Origin of the sequence: Hymenobacter sp. HDW8 (genome assembly GCF_011305775.1) — a bacterium.
Lineage (GTDB): Bacteria > Bacteroidota > Bacteroidia > Cytophagales > Hymenobacteraceae > Hymenobacter > Hymenobacter radiodurans.
This window is the reverse complement of sequence record NZ_CP049907.1, coordinates 522674-545458: the sequence shown is the minus strand read 5'-3', so window position 1 is coordinate 545458 and position 22785 is coordinate 522674. Positions and strand designations below refer to the sequence as shown.

Below are 22785 nucleotides of genomic sequence, written 5' to 3'. Positions count from 1 at the left end.
TCTGTAAGAACGACCAGCTCCCCTCCTCAGACGAGGAGGGGATGCTTTGGCGAAGCCAAAGCGGGGGTGGTTGAGGACGTTGTTTAGTTGTTTAAAAGAACGATGCTCATGACCGCTTTTTGAAGGCTTGGTGTTTCGTTCACCTAAACAACATCAGCACCGAGCCAACCACCCCAGCCGGGCCTGCGGCCCAGCGTCCCCTCCTCAGCTGAGGAGGGGAATTTCGTTCTTACATAATATTCACTTCCGGGTGCAGCTCCACACCGAATTTCTCTCGCACCGAAGCAATAATTTCGTGGGCCAGATCCCGGATATTTGCCCCCTGCGCGCCGCCGTGGTTCACTAACACTAACGCTTGGTTTTCGTGGACGCCGTGGGGGCCAAAGCGGCGACCTTTCCAGCCGCACTGCTCGATAAGCCAGGCGGCGGGTACTTTTACGCCGCCTGGAACGGGGTAGCCCGGCAGGTCGGGGTATTGGGTTTTTAGCTCGTCGAAGCGGCGCTGAGAGATTTCCGGATTTTTGAAAAAGCTGCCTGCGTTGCCGATCTGAGCGGGGTCGGGGAGCTTGCTGCGACGGATGCGGATGACTGCCTCGCTTACATCCTGAGGTGTCGGGTCAGCCTCAATACCCATATCGGCGAGAGTTGTACGCAGGGCGCCATAGCTGATATTGAGCCGGTGCTGGCGCTGGAGCCGCAGCACCACGCTGGTCACAATAAATTGGTTTTTGAGTGGGCCTTTAAATACACTTTCGCGGTAGCCAAAACCACACTCCTCACGCGTAAATGTGCGCAAGCGCCCCGTACTGATTTCCAGTGCTTCTAGGTGGTCAAACGTGTCCTGTAGCTCCGCCCCGTAGGCGCCGATGTTCTGCAAGGGCGCGGCACCTACCGTACCTGGAATTAAGGACAGATTCTCGATGCCACTCAGGTTCTGCTGCAGCGCATACTGCACCATGCCGTGCCACGATTCGCCTGCGCCCGCGCGTACCAGCGCGGTGTCTGTGTCTTCGTCCTGATCAATTATCTCAAGGCCGGCTATCTCATTTTTGAGTACTACACCATTGAAATCCTGCGTGAAAAGCAGGTTGCTGCCGCCGCCAAGTACTAGCTTTTCCGCCTGCTGCACCTCGGGCAAAGCCAGCAAAGCGCGCAGCTCGTCTACATTGCGGAAGCGGGCAAACAGACGCGCCTTGACGTCGATGCCGAAGGTATTGTAGGGGCGGAGAGAAACGTCGTGTTCGAGAAGGAAGGCCGAAGACATAGAGAAAGCAAAAGGTAATGCTGCGGTAAAAGTAACGCCGCGGCTGCTAAAAAGCCCCCCAGCAGCCGAGTGCTAAATTTGATTTGTTACCGCACCCGGTAGCCGCTCACGGCGTAATACAGCAGATACGCATAGCAAAGCGCAGGTACCACAAAGGCCACACGCAGCCCACCGCCGTCGGTGGCCAGCCAGCCCATCAGGGGTGGAATGATGGCGCCCCCCACAATGGCCATAATGAGATAGGACGAGCCTTGCTTGGTGAATTGACCCAAACCATTGATAGCCAATGGGAAAATAACCGGCCACATGATGGAGTTGCAAAGGCCGCACAGCACAATCAGCCACAACGCTGCCTCACCCGTGGTCAGAATGGAAGCCACTACCAGCGCTACGCCGGCGGCGCACACGCCAATCAGCATACCGCGGTTGTGGAAGCGCAGCAGCAGCGGAATGCCCACCAGCCGACCCACCAACGAGCCAAACCAATAAGACGATACCAGTACTGCGCCCACAGCTTTGGTAAATCCCCCCGATGTGTCGATAGGAGCAGGCTCTTGGCCGAAGAACATTAGAGCATAGTTGGTCGCAACATTCAGTCCTTGCACCAGATTCTGGGTGAAGTTGCTCAGCTGCTGAATCCCCTGCGACTCGCCGTAGCGGATGAGAAACGAACCTAGCCCAACCTCAACGCCCACGTACACGAAAATGGCCACGACGCCCAGCACCAGATGCGGAAAGCTCAGCGCACTAGTGCGGGTGGTGGCTTGGCCGTCAGCGCTTTGCGCCGACTCTTCAGCAGGCAGACTTTCAATTTCAGGGAGTTTTAACAAGAAGAAAACTCCTGCCAATACGACCAGAAAAGCGGCCAAGCCCAAGTACGGTCCTTTTACTAACTGAGCCTCTTGGTCAAGGCGTTGAGCCACTGGCAAGGCCGCTAGCTGAGCCTTTAGGGCCACCGAACCACCAAATAAGATGAGGCCGCCGACTAGGGGTGATAAAGCGCCACCAAAGTTGTTGGCTACACCCACGATACTCACTCGCGCTGCCGCATTGCGCGCCGGGCCCAATACCGAAACGTACGGATTGGCCGCCACTTGTAGCAGCGTAATTCCGGCCCCTAGCAGTCCTAAAGCAGTGAGAAACAAGGCAAAAGTGCGGGAGTTGGCGGCGGGCACAAACAGCAGCGCGCCGCAGGCCATTACTAGCAAACCCAGCACAATCCCATTCTTATAACCGAGGCGCTTCAGCACAAAGCCTGCCGGCAGCGACATCAGAAAATAAGCCCCAAAAAAGGCCGACTGTACCAACGACGACTGCAAGTCTGTGAGCTGGCACACGTCCTTCAGGTAGGGCATGAGCACGTCGTTGAAATTGGTGACGGCCCCGAAGAGGAAAAATAGGGCCGTCATAGCCATCATGGGCACGACGAAGCTGCGGGTAGTGGCGGGCGCGCCGGTGGCAGCGGGAGAGGAGGTAGACGTTGGGACAGCCATTGCGGGCAGGAAGGGGAAAGTTGTGGGCCTTAAAGATAGAAATAGTGGGCGAAGCACGATGCAACGCCAAGAGTTGTCGTTCTGACGGTGCTTTTCTCGACCTTTGCCCCTACACCCTTAAAAACTCCGACTATGGCCGACAACCGCCGCGACGAACCCTTTTTCATGACGGCTACCACGCAGTTTGGCCTCGAAGATGTGCTGACCCAAGAGCTAGAGCAACTGGGGGCCAAAATTGAGCAGGTGCACAGCCGCGCCATCGAGTTTATGGGCAACAAGCAGCTGCTCTACGAGGCAAACTTGTGGTGCCGCACGGCCATGCGAATCCTCAAACCCTTCGCCGCCTTCTATGCTCCCGACGAAAAAGCCCTCTACCGCGAGGTAGGCCGCGTTGATTGGAGTCGCTATATCCGCCCCGACCAAACCTTCGCCATTACGGCGGTAGTGAATAAATCCACGTTTGAGCACTCCCTATTCGTGGCCCAGTTGACAAAGGATGCCATCGTGGATCAGTTTCGCGACCGCACCGGCTCACGGCCCAGCGTAGACGTAAACAAGCCCGATATCCGGCTGCATTTGCACATGCTGGACAACGAAGTAACCTTGTCGCTCGACGCTTCGGGCGAGTCGTTGCACCGGCGCGGGTACCGCCAGCAAACCAACGCGGCCCCGCTGAACGAGGTGCTAGCCGCTGGTCTGTTGCTGCTCACTGGCTGGGATGGCAAAAAGACGCTCATTGACCCCATGTGTGGTTCGGGTACCATCTTGACGGAAGCGGCGCTCATTGCCCAGCGCATCGCGCCCGGCCTGTATCACCAGGGCAAGTTCGGCTTCGAAAACTGGCCTGACTTTGACCGCGCCCTCTGGGAGTCGGTGCAGCTCGACGCCCGCAATGCTCAGATTGAAGAACCACAAGCCTATATCGGCGGCTCCGATATCTCTCCTGAGTTCTTGGAGCTAGCTCGTCAGAACGTGGAAGCTGCTGGTTTGGAAGATTACATCCGGCTCGCCGTGCGCGATGTTCGCGAGGCGAAAGCGCCGAAAGGGGATCCTGGTCTTGTAATTATGAACCCGCCATACGGGGAGCGTATTGGCGAAGAAGAGCAGATGGCCGAACTCTATAAAATGATCGGCGACACGCTTAAAACGAACTTCCAAGGCTACGACGCCTATATCTTTACGGGAAACTTGGATGCAGCTAAGCGCGTGGGCTTGAAAGCATCCCGCCGCATCCCCCTCTTCAACGGCCCCATTGACTGCCGTTTGCTGAAGTACGAACTCTATCAAGGCTCGCGCCGCGTAGCTCGCCCAGAGTAGTAAACCAACTCATAAAATCTTCACCAAAACGTCATGCAGAACGCAGTGAAGCATCTCGCGTGCTTGTTTAGGAATACTAATCCTGATTAACACGCGAGATGCTTCACTGCGTTCTGCATGACGTTCTGATGTTTTCTTACATTGACTGTTAGTAGACGTCACCACATGCTGCCAATTACTTTTCTGCCAAAAAACCCACCGCTCAACATGAAAAAACTCTATTCAAACCTGCTCTTGCTCTTACTGGTGCTACTGGTTCCCCTGTGGGCGGCTGCCCAAACGCCGTCCATTCAACGAGTGAACCCAACCAACTGGTGGGTGGGCATGAAGGAGCCGAAACTCCAGCTGCTGGTGCACGGCCCTAATGCAGGTACGCTTACCTACAGCATCGCCTACCCAGGCGTGAAGCTGGTGAAAACGAACACCGTCGAGAATCCGAACTATGCATTTCTGGACCTAACCATTGCGAGTTCAGCCAAGCCTGGTACAGTGCAAATCATTGGCAAAAAAGGCTCCCAGACAATAACCCAAGCCTGGGAACTGAAAGCCCGTGACAACGCACCAAAAGGGCAGGGTGTCACGCAGGCAGACTTTATCTACTTGGCGATGCCCGACCGCTTCGCCAACGGTGACCCGAGCAACGACAAGTTTGCCGATATGCGCGACCCCAACCATGACCGGAGCAATGGATTCCTGCGCCACGGTGGCGACTTGGCGGGCGCCACGCAGCGCCTCCCGTATCTTAAAGATCTGGGTATCACGGCCGTGTGGTTTACACCTGTCATCGAAAATAACCAGCCTCTAACCAATGAAGGCGGCACCATGCGGGCTTCTTACCACGGCTACGGTTTCACAGATCATTATAACGTAGACCGCCGTCTGGGGGGCAATTCTGCCTACAAAGCCTTTGTCGAAAAAGCCCACGCGGCCGGTATGAAGGTGGTGCAAGATGCTGTGTATAACCACATTGGCAACACACATTGGTTTATCCAGGATCTGCCGATGAAAAGCTGGCTGCACCAGTGGCCTTCTTACACCAATACGTCCTACCGGCAGCAGCCCATCACCGACCCGTACTCTTCTCAGATAGACAAGAAGATTACCCTCGATGGCTGGTTTGTACCCTTTCTGCCCGACCTCAATCAGGAGAACCCCTACGTGGCCAATTTCCTGATTCAGCACGCTATCTGGTCGGTGGAGAACTTTGGGGTAGATGCCTGGCGCATTGATACCTACATGTATAATGATCAGCCGTTTATGAACCGCTGCAACCAAGCGCTGCTCACCGAATATCCGCGCATTCACATCTTCGGAGAGTCATCGGTGAATAATGTGGTCGATCAGGCGTACTACGTGCGCAACAACATCGATTTCAAGTTTAAGTCGAACCAGCCGGGCGGGCTAGACTTCGTGTTGGAAGGCGCCATGGTGGACGGCCTGAAGCACGATGGTAGCCCTCAGCGTATGTACGAAGCGTTGGCCCAAGACGCAGTGTATCAGGATCCAACCAAGTTTGTGACCTTCCTCGACAACCACGACCACGACCGGTTTCTATCGGTAGTAGGTGAAGACTACAACAAGTATAAATTGGGGCTGACCTGGCTGCTTACCACCCGCGGCATTCCATCGATGTACTATGGCACCGAGATTCTGATGAAGAATCTTAAAAACCCTACCGACGCTGAAGTGCGCAAAGATTTTCCTGGGGGCTGGCCCGGCGACAAGGAGGATAAGTTTACGGCCGCAGGCCGCACCCAGAAAGAAAACGAAGCTTTCCAGTTCGTGCGCACCCTGGCCACCTACCGCCGCGATCATCCCGTGCTGCACTCCGGCAAACTCATGCAGTATCTGCCTCAAGATGGCCTCTACGTTTACTTTCGCTACGACGACAAGGGCACGGTAATGGTCGCCACCAATGCCACTGATAAGCCTACCGCAATGCCTACGGCCCGCTTCTCCGAGCGTATGAATGGCTTTACCAAAGCCCGCAATGTTCTCACTAATGAGTCGCTGAATAGTGTCACGACTATTCAGGTGCCAGCCAAAACCGCGATGGTGTTGGAGCTGATGCGGTAGAAACCAGTTGTCATCCTGACGCAGAAGGACCTTATCTCGCTTGAACATATTGCTACAATGTTCAGGTGTGATAAGGTCCTTCCTGCGTCAGGATGACAATACTATAAAATTACTGTTGATAGCTACGGCAGGCTTCCACGCAAGAGCGGCAAGCCTCAGCGCACTGCTGGCAATGGTCGTGGCTGTGGCGGCCGCACTCCTCGGCACACTTCTGGCAAATCTCGATGCACTCGCGTAGGACATGCTGAGCATGATCGGAGCCGCGGGCAATGAAAGCGGCAGTAAGTCGGCAGATATCGGCGCAGTCGCGGTCGAGACGGATACAGGGAACCATCATTTGGGTGTCCTCTTCGCTTAAGCAGGCGTCGGCGCACATTTCACAGGCAGCAACGCAGCGGCTGAGGGCGTCGAGCACGGCTTGAGCTTCTTGGTTCTGGGTGGCGTAGGTACGGGACTGGCTCATTGTCAATTGGTTTAGGTACGGGATGAGATGACCCTTTCTACGCAGATTATGGATCAAGCGGTAATACAGGATTGAGTTTGCGGCGAATACAATTTGGGCTTACGCTTCTAAAAAAAGCCCCCCGCCAGCCCGATGCGAATCCTATGTTGCTCATCGGAACTGCGCTTAGGAGCGTGGTCGTTACATGACTCGCGCAGCAATAGCCACTCACAAACCAATGCTGAATGGCGCGGCGCTTTAGTCTGTTTATCCGATCCGGCGCCTTTCAACTCCCGCCTAGCTGGCGTATTTTTACCAAATGTTATTTGCCCCCCAAACCTATTCGCCGACCTTAGAATCTGCTCGGCAAGTCTTAAAGAAATACTACGGATACGATTCATTTCGGCCTATGCAAGAGGAGATTATATCTTCTATCTTAGGTGGACGCGATACGGTAGTGCTCATGCCCACGGGGGCGGTAAGTCGGTTTGCTTCCAAGTGCCAGCCGTGGTGAGCGAGGGTGTGTGCGTGGTGGTGTCGCCACTGATTGCCTTGATGAAAGATCAGGTGGAGGCGCTCAAGGCTAACGGTATTGCGGCGGCGGGCATTAACAGTAGCATCGGACAGAGCGAGCAAAACAACATTGGGGCGGCTTGCATGAGTGGCCATCTGAAGCTACTATATGTGAGTCCCGAAAAGCTACTCTCGCCCGGCTTCTTACAATTCTTGCAACGCCTCAAGATCAGCATGTTTGCGATTGATGAGGCCCACTGCATTTCATCCTGGGGCCATGATTTTCGGCCGGAGTACACTCAGCTACGATTACTGCGTGAACAGTTTCCGCAGGTGCCAATTATTGCCCTCACCGCTACCGCCGACCGCCTTACCCAGCGCGATATACAGCAGCAACTGCGCCTGCAGGATCCGCAGGTATTCGTGGCCAGCTTCGACCGGCCCAACCTCAACCTCATCGTGCGCCCTGGCCAAGACCGCGTGGGGGGCATTTTGGAGTTTCTAGACCGTCACCCCGACCAGCCGGGCATCATTTACTGCCTTTCGCGCAAACAGTGCGAAACCCTTTCGCAAAAGCTGATTGCCAAGGGCTACCGCGCCGGTCACTATCACGCCGGCATGACGCCCAACCAGCGCTCAGCGGTGCAAGAAGGCTTTTTGAAGGATGATTTGCAGGTGATTATTGCCACCATCGCCTTCGGGATGGGCATTGATAAGAGCAACGTGCGTTGGGTGATTCACTACAATCTGCCCAAAAATATCGAGGGCTATTACCAGGAAATTGGTCGGGCCGGCCGCGACGGGACGGATGCCACAGCGCTGCTTTTTTATAGCTTCAGCGACGTGATGAGCCTGCGGGAAATGCTGACTAAAGACAATCCCAATCTTACCCAGCTAAACCTGACGAAGCTGGAGCGCATGCAGCAATTTGCCGAAGCCGCCAGCTGCCGCCGCAAAATCCTGCTGAATTACTTTGGCGAAATCCTGCCCACCGACTGCGGCAACTGCGACATTTGTCGCAACCCACCAACCACTTTCGACGGCACGCTTATCGCCCAGAAAGCACTGTCGGCGGTAGTGCGGATGCGGGAGCGGGCCAGCATCGGTCTGCTCATCGACGTACTGCGCGGTATGCGCAATCAAGCCGTGCTCAGCGGCGGCTACGACCAGATAAAAACCTACGGCGCCGGCTCTGATTTGCCTTATCTGGATTGGTACAGCTACGTGCATCAGATGCTGAATGACGGCCTGCTTTACATTGCCTACGAAGAGGGCTACGCGCTTAAAATCACAGAGTTAGGCAAAGAGGTGCTGCAAGGCCAGCGTCAGCTGCCACTTAAGCAGTTTAAACCCGCCGAAAAGGCCGAAAAACCCACTCGTGCCAGTCGCAAAGCAGCGCAAGCCGCCACGAAGCCTGCCGATGCGACAGCCAAGCTGTACGAGCGGTTGCGGCAGCTGCGCAAGCGCATCGCCGACGAGCAAAACGTGCCGCCTTATGTGGTGTTTTCGGATGCCACGCTGGAGGAAATGGCTGCGGAGAAACCCGTGTCGCGGGTGGCCATGCTAGCGATTTCGGGCGTGGGTATGAAAAAGTTTGAAACCTATGGCGAGGCGTTCATCAAGGAAATATTGGAGCATCGGGGTGGCGGCGCACCGGACTCCAGCACCACCACGTACGCCGACATTGCCGACAACTTGGAAGAAATGCCCCCACGCCCGCTCCGCGCAAGCGTGAGGTCGGCGATACGCACGAAACCACGTTTCAGCTGCACCGGGTGGGGTTGAGTGTGGAGGCCATTGCCGAGCAGCGAAGTCTGAGTACTGGCACGGTGCGCGCCCATATCGAAACGCTGTATGCCAAAGGCTACCAGATTCGATTGGAGGAGTTTCTGACGATGGATGAGTTTGCCGAAATCCAAACTGCCCGCGACCAGCTCGGCGGCGAGCCACTGCTGCGCGATTTATTTGACCACCTGCGCGAAAAACACGATTACTTTAAATTACGGCTGGCCGTGCATTACCAGAAGCGACTGCGTGGAGATGGCTAAATAAGGCTGTTCTCAAGAAAAAGAATCGTCAAGCTTGCCCCGACCGTAAGTGGCTTATTCCAGCTTGCTACGTTACCGCCGCACTACTTCTACCCGCCGGTTTCGCGGACGCTGATTGGGGTCTTGGTTATCGGCAACGGGACGAGTACCGCCGTAGCCCTGGGTAGTGAGGCGAAGTGAATCAATCCCGCGCTGCACAAGGTAGGCCCGCACGACGCGCGCACGCTGCACTGAGAGTCGGCGGTTAAGGATGGAGTCACCCACATTGTCGGTATGGCCTCGGATTTCCAGATTCAGCTTGGGCTGCGCCTGAAGCGCCCGAACCAAACGAGTCAGCTCGGGCCGGGAAGAGGGCAGTAAGTTGGCGGTGCCGCGGGTGAAGTACAATTGGTGCAAGGGCACGATGGTGCCAACCGGCAACGCAGCCAGCGTAAGCAGCGAATCGGAGGGCAGAGTGGGCGCAGGCACAGAAACTAATGGCGGGGCAGGAGTAGGTCGCGGCAAGACTGGTATCGGCTTCACAACACGCCGCACAGGCCGTTGGGGTGGTGGCTTTGGCGTGGCTACAACGGCTTTGGATACAGTTACTTTCGTCTTCTCAACCTTCTCAGGTTCCGGCAATTTAGATTTTGCAGGCTTCGCCACCAGCGGGCGTACCACAGAAGGCACAGGAGTAAATAAGAATCGCCGCTGTACTGGCACTAGCGTTGCGACAGGCTTACCAAAAAAACCGGTTCGGCTGCGGCCTTCTCTCGTAAGATCATCGGGCGAGAAAGCGGCTTCTTGCCCCGGCAAATCCCAACCCAAGAAAGCCCGTGTTTCTATTCCCTCTTGGTAATAATCTACCCGTATAGAGTAATATTTGCCCCCCGTAAGGCGCACACGTGCGGTTGCTACAAATGCTTGTTGGGGTCGCCATTCCTCCATCAACTGCCGCCCTCCAACCCATACCCGCATCCCATCATCGGCAATAATACGGAAGGTATACACGCCTGTGGCTGGTGCGTAAATCCTGCCCGTCCAGCGAACCGAGAAATGATCTGCCGGGACACCAGGCGCGGGTGATTCCTCCTTCCAATCGAAATCAATAACGGGGTCTATGCGTGTGTGAATTGGCTCTTCGAAGTTTTCACCACGATAATAAACCGCCTTCAGCCCATTACCCACCGGAACAGATTGCGCTTGTGCTGCGCTTATTTGTACGATCCCTACCAATCCTGCCCAGCACAATAACCACTTAAACCGCATATATAGAATAAGTTGGAATGGGATAAACTAAAAACTAAAAACTCTATCCGATAATATTTTGGTATATCGATTTAAAGAAAAAATATTGTTTGTCACAGATAGCCCTAGCACAAAGAGCGCTCCCACTTGCTATACTTATCTATGCACAATACGATCATGGTCAACGGCCTAGCTTACTGTCTTTATTCAAAAAAATAATAGCTAATTGAATTAGTAAAGCTCCTTGCTTGTTACTAATTTCACGAGCCGGTAATGTTTTGATGTCGAAGCCTTTCCCGCCTCTCTTTAGCGATGATCAACACGAACTTAAAATTCTGGCGCCGTGAGCTGGGCCTCACCCAGGCGCAAATGGCCGAGAAGCTAACTATAAAACGCTCTTTGGTGGGCGCCTACGAGGAAGGTCGCGCAGAGCCTAAGCTCACGACCCTCGTGAACATGGCTCGCTTGTTTGGCATTACGCTGGACGCGCTCGTAACCACTGACTTTAGCAAAAAGAGCGTCGCGAAAGCGGCGATGCGTCACCTCGATCCGGCGCTGCAAGTGCCCGAGCCGCCCCGGCCCGCTGACCGTCTGCGCGTACTGGCCCTGACTGTTGATAAAGACCAGAATGAGAATATTGAGCTGGTGCCGTTGAAGGCCAGCGCTGGTTATCTCAACGGCTACGCCGACGCTGAATTCATTGAGGAGCTGCCCAAGTTTCGCTTGCCGATGCTGGGCACAGGTGGTACGTACCGTGCATTCGAAATTGAGGGCGACTCGATGCTGCCAATTGCTTCGGGTACCGTTATCGTGGGGCGCTATGTCGACGACTGGTTAACTATTAAGGACGGCACGCCCTGCGTGGTGGTAAGCGGCAAGGAAGGCATTGTGTTTAAGCGCATCTTTAATCGTCTTAAGCAGGGTGCAATGCTGTCGTTGCACTCCGATAACCCAGTGTACTCGCCCTATGAGATTGACGTAGAGGATGTTCTCGAAATCTGGGAAGCCAAAGCTTACATCAGCAGCACGTTCCCTATTGCCGACCTCTCACTCAACCGTTTGGCCAGCATCGTGCTGGACTTGCAGCAACAGATGACAACGTTAAAGAAAGCATAAGCGCTTCTTCATCCGTAATTGGTATAAGAAAGGCACGAACCAATCTTGGTTCGTGCCTTTTTATTTTATCATAAGTGGTTATTAATCAGTTAGCCCATACGTAAATTGCTTTCGGCAGGAGCAGGGGTGGGGCGCCAGCGGAATGACAGCGGATCGAGGGCGCGCATGGTGCAGAGGATACCGTCGAGGTGGTCGCACTCATGCTGGAGCAGCTCAGAGATACCATCCTGCACAGTCCAGGTTTGCGGCTGCCACTGTTCATCGCGGTAGCGTACGGTTACCTGCTGGTGGCGTTGGACGCGCACCAGCAGATTAGGAAAGCTCATACAATCGTCCCACAGCTCGAACATGGTAGGACTTAGCTCTACCAGCTCCGGATTCAGCAGCACGCGAGGCTGCCCATCGAGGTGCAGGTACACCAAGCGCTTCATCACACCAATTTGCGGCGCGGCGATGCCACGCCCAAAATGGTAAGTAGCCCGAATATCTTCCATCACCGCGTGCAGGTCGGCCACCCAGCCGGCGACCAGTGGTAATTCTTCTTCCACCACGGGAGCGCACTGCTCATAAAGGCGCGGGTCACCCAGTAAGACGATGTCAGCTATGGTTTTCATACCTCTAAGAAAGGAATAATTGCCTTCTTGTGATGAATGCTCTATTACAGCAGATGGAGGCTTTTATGCCTAAAAAAGCCCCCCAGTGTTTCTCGAAGCCCTGAAGTTAACTTACCAACGCTGGGTCGCGTATGCGCAAGCATCGCCATCAACCCAACGTTGCCCCTATGCTTAAGTATATCCCCGCCACCGAGCGCCACCACGCCGCACCCGTACAGTGGCTCAGCAGTTACTTCCTGCTTTCCTTCGCTGATTATCACGACAAGGACAACATGCATTTTGGTCCTCTGCGCGTGTTCAACGACGATACTATCGCACCTAATTCCGGCTTTCCGCAGCACCCACACTCCGATATGGAAATTGTGACTCTGGTGCTTAGCGGCGAGGTAACGCACGAGGATACCATGGGTAATCGGGCCGTGATTAAGAAGGGTGAAGTGCAGCGTATGACGGCCGGTACGGGCCTTGCGCACGGGGAGCGCAACGAAACGGACGAGGAGCTACGCATTTATCAGCTCTGGTTTATCCCAAATCAAAAAGGCCTGAGTCCCAGCTACGAGCAAAAAGACCTCGACTTTCTGGATAGCAAGAATGAGCTAGTGCCGCTGGTATCGGGGCAGAAAGTACTGGAAGATGTGGTGTACATGAACTCCAACTCGACGGTATATTGGGCGAACCTGAACGCCGAAAAAACGATTACTTTCAAGACCTTTCCCATCCGTAATACTTTTATCTACGTGCGCCAGGGTACTATTTACGTCAACGGCTCCGAAATCGGCCCCAGCGACCAAGCCCGCCTGACCGATGAGCACGTAATAGAAATTCGGGCTGAGAAGGACGCCCAGTTTATTTTGATCGACTTGCCCGCCAAAGAGGCGAATTATTAGATGAAGTACGCATCAAAAAAGGCCTGAGCGTTTAGCTCAGGCTTTTTTGATGCCTTTAGCGAGGCGAGTGAGAAGTAAAATCTCTGCGAATACCAGAAAAAGCCCCCCAATAGAATTGCAAAGGCATTTTTAGGGCTGATTTAGGCAGCGTTACATCGTGTATTTGCGCCCCTTGTTCTGCTCTTTCAAATACGCCATCAAGGGCTGGAAATAATCGACCATAGCACGGGCGGATAAGTCTTCGCCGGTCTTCTCTTTCAGCACGGTACGCCAGTCTTTGCTGGCACCAGGCGCCATGATATCGCGCAGAAAAGTGCCCACCTCCTTGCTACCGTAGTAGTTGGTAGCGTGCGGGTCTTGCTTCAGGATTTTCTTGGCAATGTGGTCGTGAAGCTGGAACAGAATGACGTAGGAGAGGGCATAATCGTAGTACTGCGCGGGATCGTCGTTGATGTGGGTTTTGGTGGCTGGGTCGAGGAAGTTTTCGCCGCGAGCAGTAGGCGGCGTAATGCCCTGATACTTCTTCACCAGCTCCCACCACTTCGCGTTGAGCTGGTCGGGGGCAAATTCTCGGCATAGAAGCTGTTTTCCCATTCGCTCATCACCCCCGAAGCAAACGGCAGAAACGTCACGTAATTCAGGGCTTCTTTTAGCAAGGTCTGCGTCTGATCGGTTTTGGCCGAAGCAGGCACTAGGTCCAGACCAACCAGGAAAGGCTTTTGCGTTGCCGCTAGGCCCATCAGGCTGCCCATTGCCTCGTGGTAGGCGCGGTTGGCTCCGCTGCGCAGCAGCACCGGCACTTCGGGGTTCGTATAGCTCATATAGTAGTAGATGTGGCCCAGCTCGTGGTGGGTCGTTTCATACCACTCCGTGTTTGGCTCCACACTCATCAAACTGCGCACATCGTTCTCCAGGTCCATGTGCCAGGCCGAAGCGTGGTTATTCTTTTTGTAGTTGGCCCCGGCGGGCAAGGGGTACAGGCTGCTCTTTTCGTAGAAGCTGGGGGGCAAAGCGGCGAACCCCAAGCTTTGGTAGAAGCGCTCAGCTTGCTTGACTTGCCACTCAGCGCCCTTTTTTGCCAATACAGCATCCAGATTCAAGCCTTTCACATCGACCATCGAACTCCAGTCCTGACCCCAGCGGTTGGGTACCCAGTGAGCAGGCAGATAATCGGGCACCTGCTTTTGGCCGTATTTCTTGGCCAATTCGTAGCGGGCGTAGGTGTGCAGCTCGCGGTAGAGGGGCCGTAGCTCCTCATTAATCTGACGCACCAACTGCATCATTTCCTCCCGCGTAAGGCCGTAATCCGAAGCCTGATAAGTGAAATAATCGGGGTAGCCGAGGGCCTTTACCGTTTCGTTGCGTAGGCCGCGCAGGTTCAGCAAGCCTTCTTTTAGCGTAGGCCCGATGGCTTTGCTGGCTTCCCATGCAGCTTGGCGCTTGGCCGGGTTTTTCTCTTTGCGCAGTACCTCATCAATATCATTGGTGGTCACCGACTTACCCTGATACTTGTAATCGAAGCCATACAGCTTTTCCACCTGCGCCGTCTCAGCTTTGATGCGGCGCGTAACTACGTCCGCAATGGTTTGGGGCGAGTTGGCGGCGTTATATAGGGCCGCTTTCAACTGCTTGACCTGCAACTCACTCAGGTCCGCTAGGTGCTCGAGCAGTTCCCGCAAACGGGTGATATTCTCGGTACTGCCGGTGAAGGCGGCCATTGCCTGATTGGCGCGGGCCGTAGCGGCTGCGTTCGTCGTGTCGCCGGGTACAATGTGGGTATTCGAGCGCCACTCTGCTTCAGATGACTGCGTGTAAAGGCGCTGGTATTGAGTGGAATACTGCTGTAAAAAAGCATCAGCCTGAGCACGCCAGTCGGGCGCAGCTGGCTGCGCTACTGCGGGTGTTTCGGTGGTAGCGCTGGCTGTGGGGGGCGTTTTGGCCGTAGGCGCACACGACCATAAGGCACTGCCGAGGGCAACGCCGGCCATTCCGGTGAAGAGCGTTTTTTTCATAAATGCTGGAATAGGGACAGAGGTGGGTGGAGTAATGCCCCTAAAGTAATAACTAGCCGACAAGTGCCCGCAGCGGCTTCACGTTAAACCCAACCTATTGCCAGATAAAGGCTTATGCGGCTGTCGCCTGTTCCTGCAGCAGATGACAATCCTTGTACTTCTTGCCACTACCGCACGGGCACGGAGAGTTACGACCAAACTTGCGCCGACTGCGCAGCGTTTTCAGCCATTCGCGCGGGTCGATGGCGGACCGCAGAAAACGCTTCTTGGGGTTTTGGCGCAACGCTCGGCTAAGCAGCTGATACAACTCCGGGTGATTTTCCTGAAGCTTCTCGGGCTTCTCGAAAAAGTATTCCGTCACAACCGCAAAAAACTCTGCTTCGTTGGTGCCCGCGTACGAGTTGATGTCGGACTTCCCATCCCGGATTGCCTCAATTTCACGCTGCATAACTTCGGCCCAGGGCTGGAGCAGTTCGGGGGGCAAAGCCATCGAAGGCACGCCATCAATCACGCCATCGGCCTGGTCAAGGAGGTGAGCAAACTCGTGGATACCAACGTTTTGTTTGTCCAATGAATCTTTAAAGCCTTGCTCTAAGGAAGACTTGGAAAGGTGCATGTAATGAGACGTTTGGAAATTGCGTACGCTACCCAGTAACTGACCTTGCAATGGTGTCATTTCCTTGTTTGGGTCGCGGGCTTCGCGCCAGGCATCCGGTACAATTAGCACCTCACTTAGATTGCCGTATTCCCAATCGGGAAACCCAAAAACTGGAATAATAGCCGAAGCGGCCACCAGCACCCGAGTGGTGTCATCTACCTCGGTTTGAACGCCGGTGATGAGCGTTTGGGCCAGAAAAACCTGCACCGATCTCTCAAACCGTAGCTTCTCATTTTTGGTGAGCGACAGATAAAAGGCCACGCGCTCCATCAGTATGCGCCGCCATTCCACGGGGAACTCTTCGGCCAATGCCTCCGTCCGCACGCGTGAGTTGCGGGTGATGTAGCGGTAAAATAGAAAGAGAAGGCCGCCGATAATGGCCAAAAAAATAGCGTAGCTCATGAGGGTTCAGGTAAATAAACAGGCCTCGTGTACGCACGTGTGGCGTTTGTAGCTGAACTGGGGGGCTTTTTTATTCTAGGCTATATAAAAAGACCAACTCGACAGCATTCTCGCTGCTCACTCCATCCCCACTTGTTAGTCGCAGAGGGTAGGCAGATTGGGATTTTGGGCAAAGTCCAGCATCTGTTCCAGCTGAGACAGGGTGACCCGGTCGGTGGACAAGGGAAGGTGGCGCAATTCCGTGCGATGTACCCACCGCCCACCCGACGTTTCGGGCGTTTCGGCTAGGAGGTTGCCGCCTACTATCTCACACAGCACGAACACTTTGTATACGTACCAGGGCTGCGGTGGGTGCGGATGCTGCTTCTTATCGAATAGGGCCAGTAAGCGTACCGCCTGGGTCTCGAGGCCCGTTTCTTCCCAAGCTTCCTTTACGGCTACCTCAAATGGTGTGTAGCCCACATCGGCCCAGCCGCCGGGCAGCGACCACCGGTTTTCGTCAATCTTTTCTTGCACGAGCAAGATTTCGTCGGTGCCGCGAAACAGCACCGCCCGCACATCAACTTTGGGAGTAGGGTAGCCTGCTTCGTTGGCAAACAGCGCATTAAGCTTCGCTACTGGTTCGTCGGCCAAACTGGCCATCAGCTGGAGGCTCAACGCGTGTACTTCTTGGTAACGCTCGGTGTCGAAGGCATTGGGCGCATAAGCTAAGCCTGCCTGGGCAAGCGCCTGCAAGCGTTGCGCAACGGTCAGCCAGTCGGTAGGAGTCATCTGATGGGTTTTCTAGCTCTAACTTAACTAAGGTTTGCCTTCAAAGAATGCCCATCAAAGATCCGCCAAGAAAGGCTGCAGTCGCTCCCGCAGCAACTGCTGAAGCGCTGGATCTTGAAATTGATAATCATCAGGAATGCGCAGGCAGATGATGGGCTTGCCGTCCAGCTGGGGGGCAAATTTGGCGCGCAGCCGATCGGTATGGCGGCGCTCCATCACAAAAATGATGTCGGCCCACCCTAAATGTCCAGCCGTGACACGCACCCGCGCGCCTGGCTCCGTACCTGCGGAGCGTGCCTCGTAATGAGCATGATCGTCGAAGAGACGCTCAGCCGTGAGACTACGCCAGCGGTTTTGGCTACAGATGAAGAGGAGTTGGCGCGCCATTCAAGATAAAACCAAGCTGTCGCCAAGCGCTACAGCACCACGGAGACCCGAATTTTGCGTCCTTTTACTTTGGCGCCGGTTACGCGCTGCGCTACATCTTGGGCAAACTGGCGAGGTACAGCCACGTAACTGTAGTGATCGAATACTTCGATGTGGCCTACTGCGTCGCGCTCCAAGCCGCCGTGCGCCACAAAGGTGCCTACCAAATCGTGGGCGCTCACCTTGTCTTTGCGGCCCGCTGATACGTGGAGCGTAACATTTTCGGGGCGCGGTGCTTTGGGCGCAGCGGGGGGCAAAGCTGGCGCGTGCATCGTTTTCCACTTGATACTTTCAGCCACGGGCCACTTTTGCACGTGATTTTGCTCGTGGGGAGTAGCCAGAATATGAGCCGTACCCACGGCGCCCGCGCGAGCCGTACGACCGGCGCGGTGCTGGAAAGAATCGGCCTTATCGGGGGCGTCGTATTGGATAACGGTGTCGAGGGCGGTTACGTCGAGGCCGCGAGCGGCTACATCAGTGGCTACCAAGGCCTGCGCCGAGCCATTGCGCAGCTTCATAAGCGCTTTGTCGCGCTCGGGCTGGGGCATTTTACCGTGTAATACTTCAGCAGCCACGCCCCGGCCCACGAGGAAGCGGGACAGCTCGACGCACCGGTCGCGGGTGTTGCAGAAAATGAGGGCGCGGCCAGTTTCGGGCTGATGCAGTAGGTGCAGCAATGCGGCCGGCTTTTTCTCAATAGGACCAACCTGGCCCAGCAACGTCAGGTTTTCGGGCAGCTCATCGCTATCCTCGCCGGCATTTACCACGCGCGGCCGGGTCAGGTTAGCCCGAATCAGATTCAGTACTTTATCCGACATCGTGGCCGAAAACAGCATTGTCTGGCGACGGCGAGGCAGACGTTTAATAATTTCGACCAACTCATCTTGAAAACCTAGTTCGAGAAGCTTATCGGCTTCGTCCAGAATCAAGGTTTTAAGTTGATTGGGAATAATAGTGCGGCGCTCTAAGTGGTCGAGCAAGCGGCCGGGCGTGGCTACTACCACATGGGGCGTTTGCTTCAACGACTGCGTTTCTTCGCGCATAGCGTGACCGCCATAAAAGGCCGTAACGCGCAGGTTTGGAATGTATTTGCCTAGCTTCTTGAGCGCGTCGCGCACCTGCAAGGCCAGTTCGCGGGCAGGCACCAGCACCAGAATCTGCATGGTATCCTGGGTGACATCGATGTGCTGGAGCACGGAAAGGCCATAGGCGGCCGTTTTGCCCGAGCCGGTGGGCGCTTGGCCCGCTACATCCTGGCCGGCCAGGGCCATCGGAATTACCTCCGTCTGCACGGGCGTAGGAGCGGTAAAATTTAGCTCTTCGAGGGCTTGGAGCAGCGAGGGCGCGAGGCCGAGGTCGGAAAAAGAAGTCATAGAAAGCACAAAAGGATACCACAAAGGTAGGCAGCCCAACGGCAGCAGCCGCAACCCTTTATGCGCTACCCCGTACCTGCGCTCCGTACCTTTGCACTGGTAGAAACAAAAGCTGCCAACAAAAAAGCCCCCCAGCCGCTTTAAAGGTCTGTTGAATAGACGCAGTGTGCTTGGATTTACCCGCGTAGCGTGAAGAATGAAGTTGTGATTACTCAAAATAGAACCCAATACCCCACCCCCGTATTACCCCCAACTCAGGCTCCGCTCACAAGCGGACTCGTGTGGCTGATGGCCATTACCTGCGGCTTGGTGGTAGCCAATATTTACTACAACCAACCGCTGCTGGTCGAGATTGGCCGCACCTTTCAGGTATCGGATAGCCGGGTGAGCTGGGTTGCCACCATCACGCAGGTGGGCTACACGCTAGGGCTGCTGTTTGCCGTGCCGCTCGGTGATAAAGTAGAGCGCAAAGGGCTAATTCTGCTGCTGCTGCTGTGCGCAGCGGCTTGTTTGGCTGGCGCCGCCTTGGCTCCTTCCTTCGTGGTGCTGGTGGCTGCTAGCCTCCTGATTGGTATTTTTTCGGCGGTGCCTCAGCTGCTGGTGCCCATGGCTGCCTCACTGGCCACCGACGCCGAGCGGGGCAAGGTAGTAGGCAAAGTGATGAGCGGTTTGTTGATTGGCATCCTGCTTTCGCGCACTTTGAGTGGTTACGTAGGAGCACATTTTGGCTGGCGCACTATGTTTGGAGGCGGCGCCTTGATGATGCTGGTGCTGGTGGCTATTCTGGCACTGCGGCTGCCTCGCAACCAACCATCCTTCAAAGGGACATACGGCAGCCTCATGAAGTCTTTGCTGACGCTGACCCGCGATTTGCCTACGCTGCGACGCTCCTCCCTGGTTGGCGCTTGTATGTTTGGCGGCCTCACCGTTTTCTGGACGACGCTGGTGTTTTTCTTGGAGGGTGAACCCTATTTTTATAAGAGTGATGTAGTCGGGTTTTTCGGGGTAATTGGCGCTTGTGGCGCCTTGGCGGCCCCTTTAGCAGGTAAGCTGGCTGATAAGCGCGGCTCCGATTATGCGCTGAGTATGGGGATTCTGCTGGCGCTGGGTGCTTACCTGCTGTTGGGCCTGACTGGGGTGTATTTAATAGGTCTGATCTTGGGAGTGATAATCCTGGATGTGGGCCAGCAGGTAACGCACATCTCCAATCAGTCCCGGATTTTCTCCCTGATACCCGAGGCCCGCAGCCGCCTGAATACGGTGTACATGACTAGCTCGTTTATTGGCGGGTCGTTGGGGTCGCTGGCGGGTGGCTTTGCGTGGGCGCATTGGCAGTGGTCGGGCGTGTGTGCTACGGGCCTGCTTTTCGTGGTAGCGGCCTTTCTGATTAACCGGTTTTATGGTCGCACAGAAAGCTAGGGGGCTTTTTTAGCCTTTAATCCGCCGCACGCCGTCGTCGCTGATATCAACTAAACGGTAGCGCACTGCCGATTTCTTGGGCCGAATATCCATACCCACATAATGGGCATACACCTTTGTGAAGCAGGCGCCGAAATAGAAGATCATCGCCGAATAAAACACAAACAGCAGCACAAGCACAATGCTAGAGGCGGGCCCATAGATGGGACCTAAGTTGCGGGGTACTAGCAGATAGCCAAGGATTAGCTCCCCGATATCAATACAAACAGCCGTCAGAATTGCCCCCCGCAGCACGGCCCGCCAGGGAACATACGCACTGCTCAGGTTGCGGAACGTGACAGCAAACCAAGTGGACAGGATTAGCAATGAAGTCAGCAGGCTCAAGCCCTGAAATAAGTAGTAGCCGAATGTAGCGTCGAAATCGCGGGTGTAGTCGGCTAGGAAGGCCAGCACGGCATCGGTCAGAAAGGCTAGCAGCGTAAGCAACGCCGTGGCCAGCAGCACGCCCAACGAGCGGACTCGCTCGTGCAGCACTTTGTGAAACTGACCCTCCGTACGCTGAGGGCGAACCTTCCAAAGCTGGTTGAGAGAGTGCTGAATAACGACGAAAAGGGTAGTAGCGATAAAAACCAAAAACGCTGACCCTAACCACGTCATCAGGCGGCTGCGCTCAATGTTGCTTACGTTTTGCAGAATCTGCTCTACCAAACCGGCCGCCGGATAGCCCAGCAGATTCGATATCTTTTGTAGCAGCAGCCCGCGCACCGTGGAGGCCGAATAAATGCTCCCCAGCACCTGAATTAGAATAATGAGGATGGGCGGGAGGGCAAACGTGGTGAAAAAAGCCGTAGCCGCGCCCAAGCGCAACGGGTCGTTGGCGCCCAACTCGCGGGCAGCACGCCGGAGCAGGACAAAAAAATCAGTCCAAACTTTGCGCCGGGGCTGACCCGGCTCGCGTACTTTTGCCAAGTGCCTCATCTCATCCTTGTGCGGCCATGCTATTTACGCTCTCTACGGCGCCCATTGAGAATGCTAGCGATTTAGATAATAAACGAATTCACCTAGGCTACTCCCAGCTTTGAAAATGAAGTAAGCGGAAACAATGCTTAAAGCAACTTTCAAGGGCTTCTTTTCTAGTAAATAAGCGTAGCTACCCAAGTCTTTCATCGTTAGTTGTAGTGCTGTATGAGTGAGCAAATAATTCCGCAGGCATCACCACCTACCACCGCTGCGCCGCGCCGAATGAGTTGGCTGCGCCGCAGGGTGCTGATGCCGTTGCTAGGCTTATTGCAGCAAGGACTTTCCCCTACGCAACTTGCCCTCACCGTTGCCTTGGGAGTTGTATTCGGGCTTATACCGGTTTTGGGAGTAACTACGCTGTTCAGCACCTTTGCGGCGGTAAGGCTGCGCCTGAATGTAGCGGCCTTGCTGCTAATCAGCCACCTGATGAGCCCTTTGCAACTGCTATTGCTCATTCCCCTGCTCCAACTTGGAGCCCGCGTGGTTGGCGACGGAACGGATACGGAGCTAACCCTGACCCAGTTGCAGCACCTACTTAGTACAGACTGGATGGAAGCAGCTCGTTTGCTCTGGCGCGCGACGCTGGGGGGCTTTTTACTGTGGCTGCTAGGCTCGGTGGTGTTAGTGCCAAGTCTGTTTTATGGGTTGCGGCCCGTGTTCGACCGGATAGCGCGCCAGAAGGCAAAATAGCCCTTTCGGGCTACTCACTACGCTTATAGATGGGCTCATTCTGGTAGAAATAATGGCTCAGCGGTTCTTCCGACTCGGGGCTAATGATCACAATATCAACGAACTGATGGCCGGCGTCGAGGTGGTGCTGAATGACGGCGCCTATCTCTTGCAGAAACGAAGTATCATCGCCTTCCACTTCAAAGCCCAGCAGCAAACGAGCCGGCTCTGGGCTGTCAGGAAGCTGCATTTGGGCCAGATATATAGCGCGAATAAGCGGCTGATCGGCGGCATACGTGCTCAACGATTCTATCAGGGCCGTGGGCATATCGGCAGGCTGCCCCAGGAGAACCTGCGTATCGGGTGGAATTTGGTGGGCGGGGGCCTCAAACAAATGGCCAGCCAATAAATCCTCTAGCTCGTTGGCCATCAACAGCTTGCCTAAGCTGGAAAATGGGTTTAGGGCACAATCGGCCCCTTTTACCATTTGAAACAAATCGAAGCCCGACAACCGCAGGTAAGGTACTTCCTCCTTTACAACGCTGCTATCGAAAATGCGTCCTGGTGACGTAAAAACCGGAATTTTGCCATCGTGCAATACCTGCAGCTGCACTTCCATATTCTCCGTTACGGGAATTTCGCCCCCCGGCTCGCCTTCCTTGGGCTGGGTAAGCACCAGTACATCTTCCTGCAACAAAGCCTGGTAGAAACCGGGGCGCGCATCGGGGTCGGCGGCGGCATGCAAAAGCATCTCTTCGAGGCGATTGACGGGCTCGAAGGAAGGCATAGGGGGCGGTGGGGGCGGCAGTACCGGAGCCGGCGGTGGGGGTGCTACGGGCGAGGTAAAATTCGAGCCTTTATAGCGGGGGCCAGCGGCTGGCGTGGTGCTGGCAGGAGTAGCATCGGCAGGCGCCTGGGGTTGAACAGGTTGTTTTTTGGATTTCAGAAAGTCGAACAGACCCATAGCACTAAAAGAATTTGAGATGGCAAGCTAAGGAGGAAAGCTGAGGATAAACGGGAAAAATAGGGGTAATCAGC

The 22785-nt window shown here is 55.1% G+C and carries 19 protein-coding genes and 1 pseudogene; 8 read left to right on the top strand and 12 right to left on the bottom strand.

Annotated features, from left to right (window positions below):
• Positions 1–229: 229 nt before the first annotated feature.
• The gene (murB, locus tag G7064_RS02385) at positions 230–1264 is read right to left on the bottom strand and encodes a UDP-N-acetylmuramate dehydrogenase (protein ID WP_166072292.1); all 1035 of its coding nucleotides are present in this window, start codon (positions 1262–1264) and stop codon (positions 230–232) included.
• A gap of 86 nt (positions 1265–1350) precedes the next feature.
• Entirely contained in the window at positions 1351–2757 is a 1407-nt protein-coding gene (locus tag G7064_RS02380; RefSeq protein ID WP_166072291.1) for a sugar MFS transporter, read from the bottom strand.
• A gap of 132 nt (positions 2758–2889) precedes the next feature.
• On the opposite strand from G7064_RS02380, the gene G7064_RS02375 reads away from it, so the two are divergent.
• Positions 2890–4074 (top strand): class I SAM-dependent RNA methyltransferase, encoded by a 1185-nt coding sequence (locus tag G7064_RS02375; protein WP_133272788.1) that lies wholly within the window; start codon positions 2890–2892, stop codon positions 4072–4074.
• A 207-nt stretch (positions 4075–4281) separates the two neighbouring features.
• Complete coding sequence (locus tag G7064_RS02370) at positions 4282–6150, top strand: alpha-amylase family glycosyl hydrolase (RefSeq protein WP_166072290.1); 1869 nt, start codon at positions 4282–4284, stop codon at positions 6148–6150.
• A gap of 109 nt (positions 6151–6259) precedes the next feature.
• Here the strand turns inward: G7064_RS02370 and G7064_RS02365 are convergent, their stop codons facing one another.
• Positions 6260–6613: a four-helix bundle copper-binding protein gene (locus G7064_RS02365; protein WP_166072289.1), complete on the bottom strand. Its 354-nt coding sequence runs from the start codon at positions 6611–6613 to the stop codon at positions 6260–6262.
• A gap of 486 nt (positions 6614–7099) precedes the next feature.
• Here G7064_RS02365 and recQ point away from each other — a divergent pair, with 486 nt between their 5' ends.
• Together recQ and G7064_RS02355 are read left to right on the top strand one after the other, a co-directional pair.
• A complete protein-coding gene (gene recQ / locus G7064_RS02360; RefSeq protein WP_240935677.1) occupies positions 7100–8890 on the top strand; it encodes a DNA helicase RecQ in 1791 nt (596 codons plus the stop codon).
• A gap of 2 nt (positions 8891–8892) precedes the next feature.
• Positions 8893–9153, top strand: a complete 261-nt coding sequence (locus G7064_RS02355; RefSeq protein ID WP_240935676.1) for a helix-turn-helix domain-containing protein — start codon at positions 8893–8895, stop codon at positions 9151–9153.
• A gap of 72 nt (positions 9154–9225) precedes the next feature.
• Here G7064_RS02355 and G7064_RS02350 read toward each other — a convergent pair whose 3' ends face one another.
• Positions 9226–10320, bottom strand: coding sequence for a PA14 domain-containing protein (locus tag G7064_RS02350; RefSeq protein WP_166072287.1), 1095 nt, complete (start codon positions 10318–10320; stop codon positions 9226–9228).
• 372 nt (positions 10321–10692) lie between these two features.
• Between G7064_RS02350 and G7064_RS02345 the strand changes: the two genes are divergently transcribed.
• A complete protein-coding gene (locus G7064_RS02345) occupies positions 10693–11496 on the top strand; it encodes a LexA family transcriptional regulator (RefSeq protein ID WP_166072286.1) in 804 nt (267 codons plus the stop codon).
• Positions 11497–11585: 89 nt separating this feature from the next.
• On the opposite strand, the gene G7064_RS02340 is transcribed toward G7064_RS02345, so the two are convergent.
• Entirely contained in the window at positions 11586–12110 is a 525-nt protein-coding gene (locus G7064_RS02340; protein WP_166072285.1) for a peptide deformylase, read from the bottom strand.
• A 167-nt stretch (positions 12111–12277) separates the two neighbouring features.
• Here G7064_RS02340 and G7064_RS02335 point away from each other — a divergent pair, with 167 nt between their 5' ends.
• Positions 12278–12997: a pirin family protein gene (locus G7064_RS02335; RefSeq protein ID WP_133272795.1), complete on the top strand. Its 720-nt coding sequence runs from the start codon at positions 12278–12280 to the stop codon at positions 12995–12997.
• Positions 12998–13147: 150 nt separating this feature from the next.
• On the opposite strand, the pseudogene G7064_RS02330 reads toward G7064_RS02335, so the two are convergent.
• The 5 genes and pseudogenes from G7064_RS02330 to G7064_RS02310 form a co-directional block, all read right to left on the bottom strand.
• Positions 13148–14985: pseudogene (locus G7064_RS02330) on the bottom strand (M2 family metallopeptidase).
• A gap of 136 nt (positions 14986–15121) precedes the next feature.
• The gene (locus G7064_RS02325; protein WP_166072284.1) at positions 15122–16069 is read right to left on the bottom strand and encodes a zinc-dependent peptidase; all 948 of its coding nucleotides are present in this window, start codon (positions 16067–16069) and stop codon (positions 15122–15124) included.
• A 135-nt stretch (positions 16070–16204) separates the two neighbouring features.
• Complete coding sequence (locus tag G7064_RS02320; RefSeq protein WP_166072283.1) at positions 16205–16840, bottom strand: NUDIX hydrolase; 636 nt, start codon at positions 16838–16840, stop codon at positions 16205–16207.
• Between the two features lie 54 nt (positions 16841–16894).
• On the bottom strand, positions 16895–17227 hold the full coding sequence (locus G7064_RS02315) for a low molecular weight protein tyrosine phosphatase family protein (RefSeq protein ID WP_166072282.1): 333 nt from the start codon (positions 17225–17227) through the stop codon (positions 16895–16897).
• Positions 17228–17256: 29 nt separating this feature from the next.
• Positions 17257–18639 (bottom strand): DEAD/DEAH box helicase, encoded by a 1383-nt coding sequence (locus G7064_RS02310; RefSeq protein ID WP_166072281.1) that lies wholly within the window; start codon positions 18637–18639, stop codon positions 17257–17259.
• A gap of 189 nt (positions 18640–18828) precedes the next feature.
• Between G7064_RS02310 and G7064_RS02305 the strand changes: the two genes are divergently transcribed.
• Positions 18829–20058, top strand: a complete 1230-nt coding sequence (locus G7064_RS02305; RefSeq protein WP_240935674.1) for an MFS transporter — start codon at positions 18829–18831, stop codon at positions 20056–20058.
• A gap of 9 nt (positions 20059–20067) precedes the next feature.
• Here G7064_RS02305 and G7064_RS02300 read toward each other — a convergent pair whose 3' ends face one another.
• Complete coding sequence (locus G7064_RS02300; protein ID WP_166072280.1) at positions 20068–21027, bottom strand: YihY/virulence factor BrkB family protein; 960 nt, start codon at positions 21025–21027, stop codon at positions 20068–20070.
• Between the two features lie 216 nt (positions 21028–21243).
• Here G7064_RS02300 and G7064_RS02295 point away from each other — a divergent pair, with 216 nt between their 5' ends.
• A complete protein-coding gene (locus G7064_RS02295; RefSeq protein WP_166072279.1) occupies positions 21244–21768 on the top strand; it encodes a DUF2062 domain-containing protein in 525 nt (174 codons plus the stop codon).
• Between the two features lie 10 nt (positions 21769–21778).
• On the opposite strand, the gene G7064_RS02290 is transcribed toward G7064_RS02295, so the two are convergent.
• Positions 21779–22711 (bottom strand): enhanced serine sensitivity protein SseB C-terminal domain-containing protein, encoded by a 933-nt coding sequence (locus G7064_RS02290; RefSeq protein WP_166072278.1) that lies wholly within the window; start codon positions 22709–22711, stop codon positions 21779–21781.
• Positions 22712–22785 lie beyond the last annotated feature (74 nt).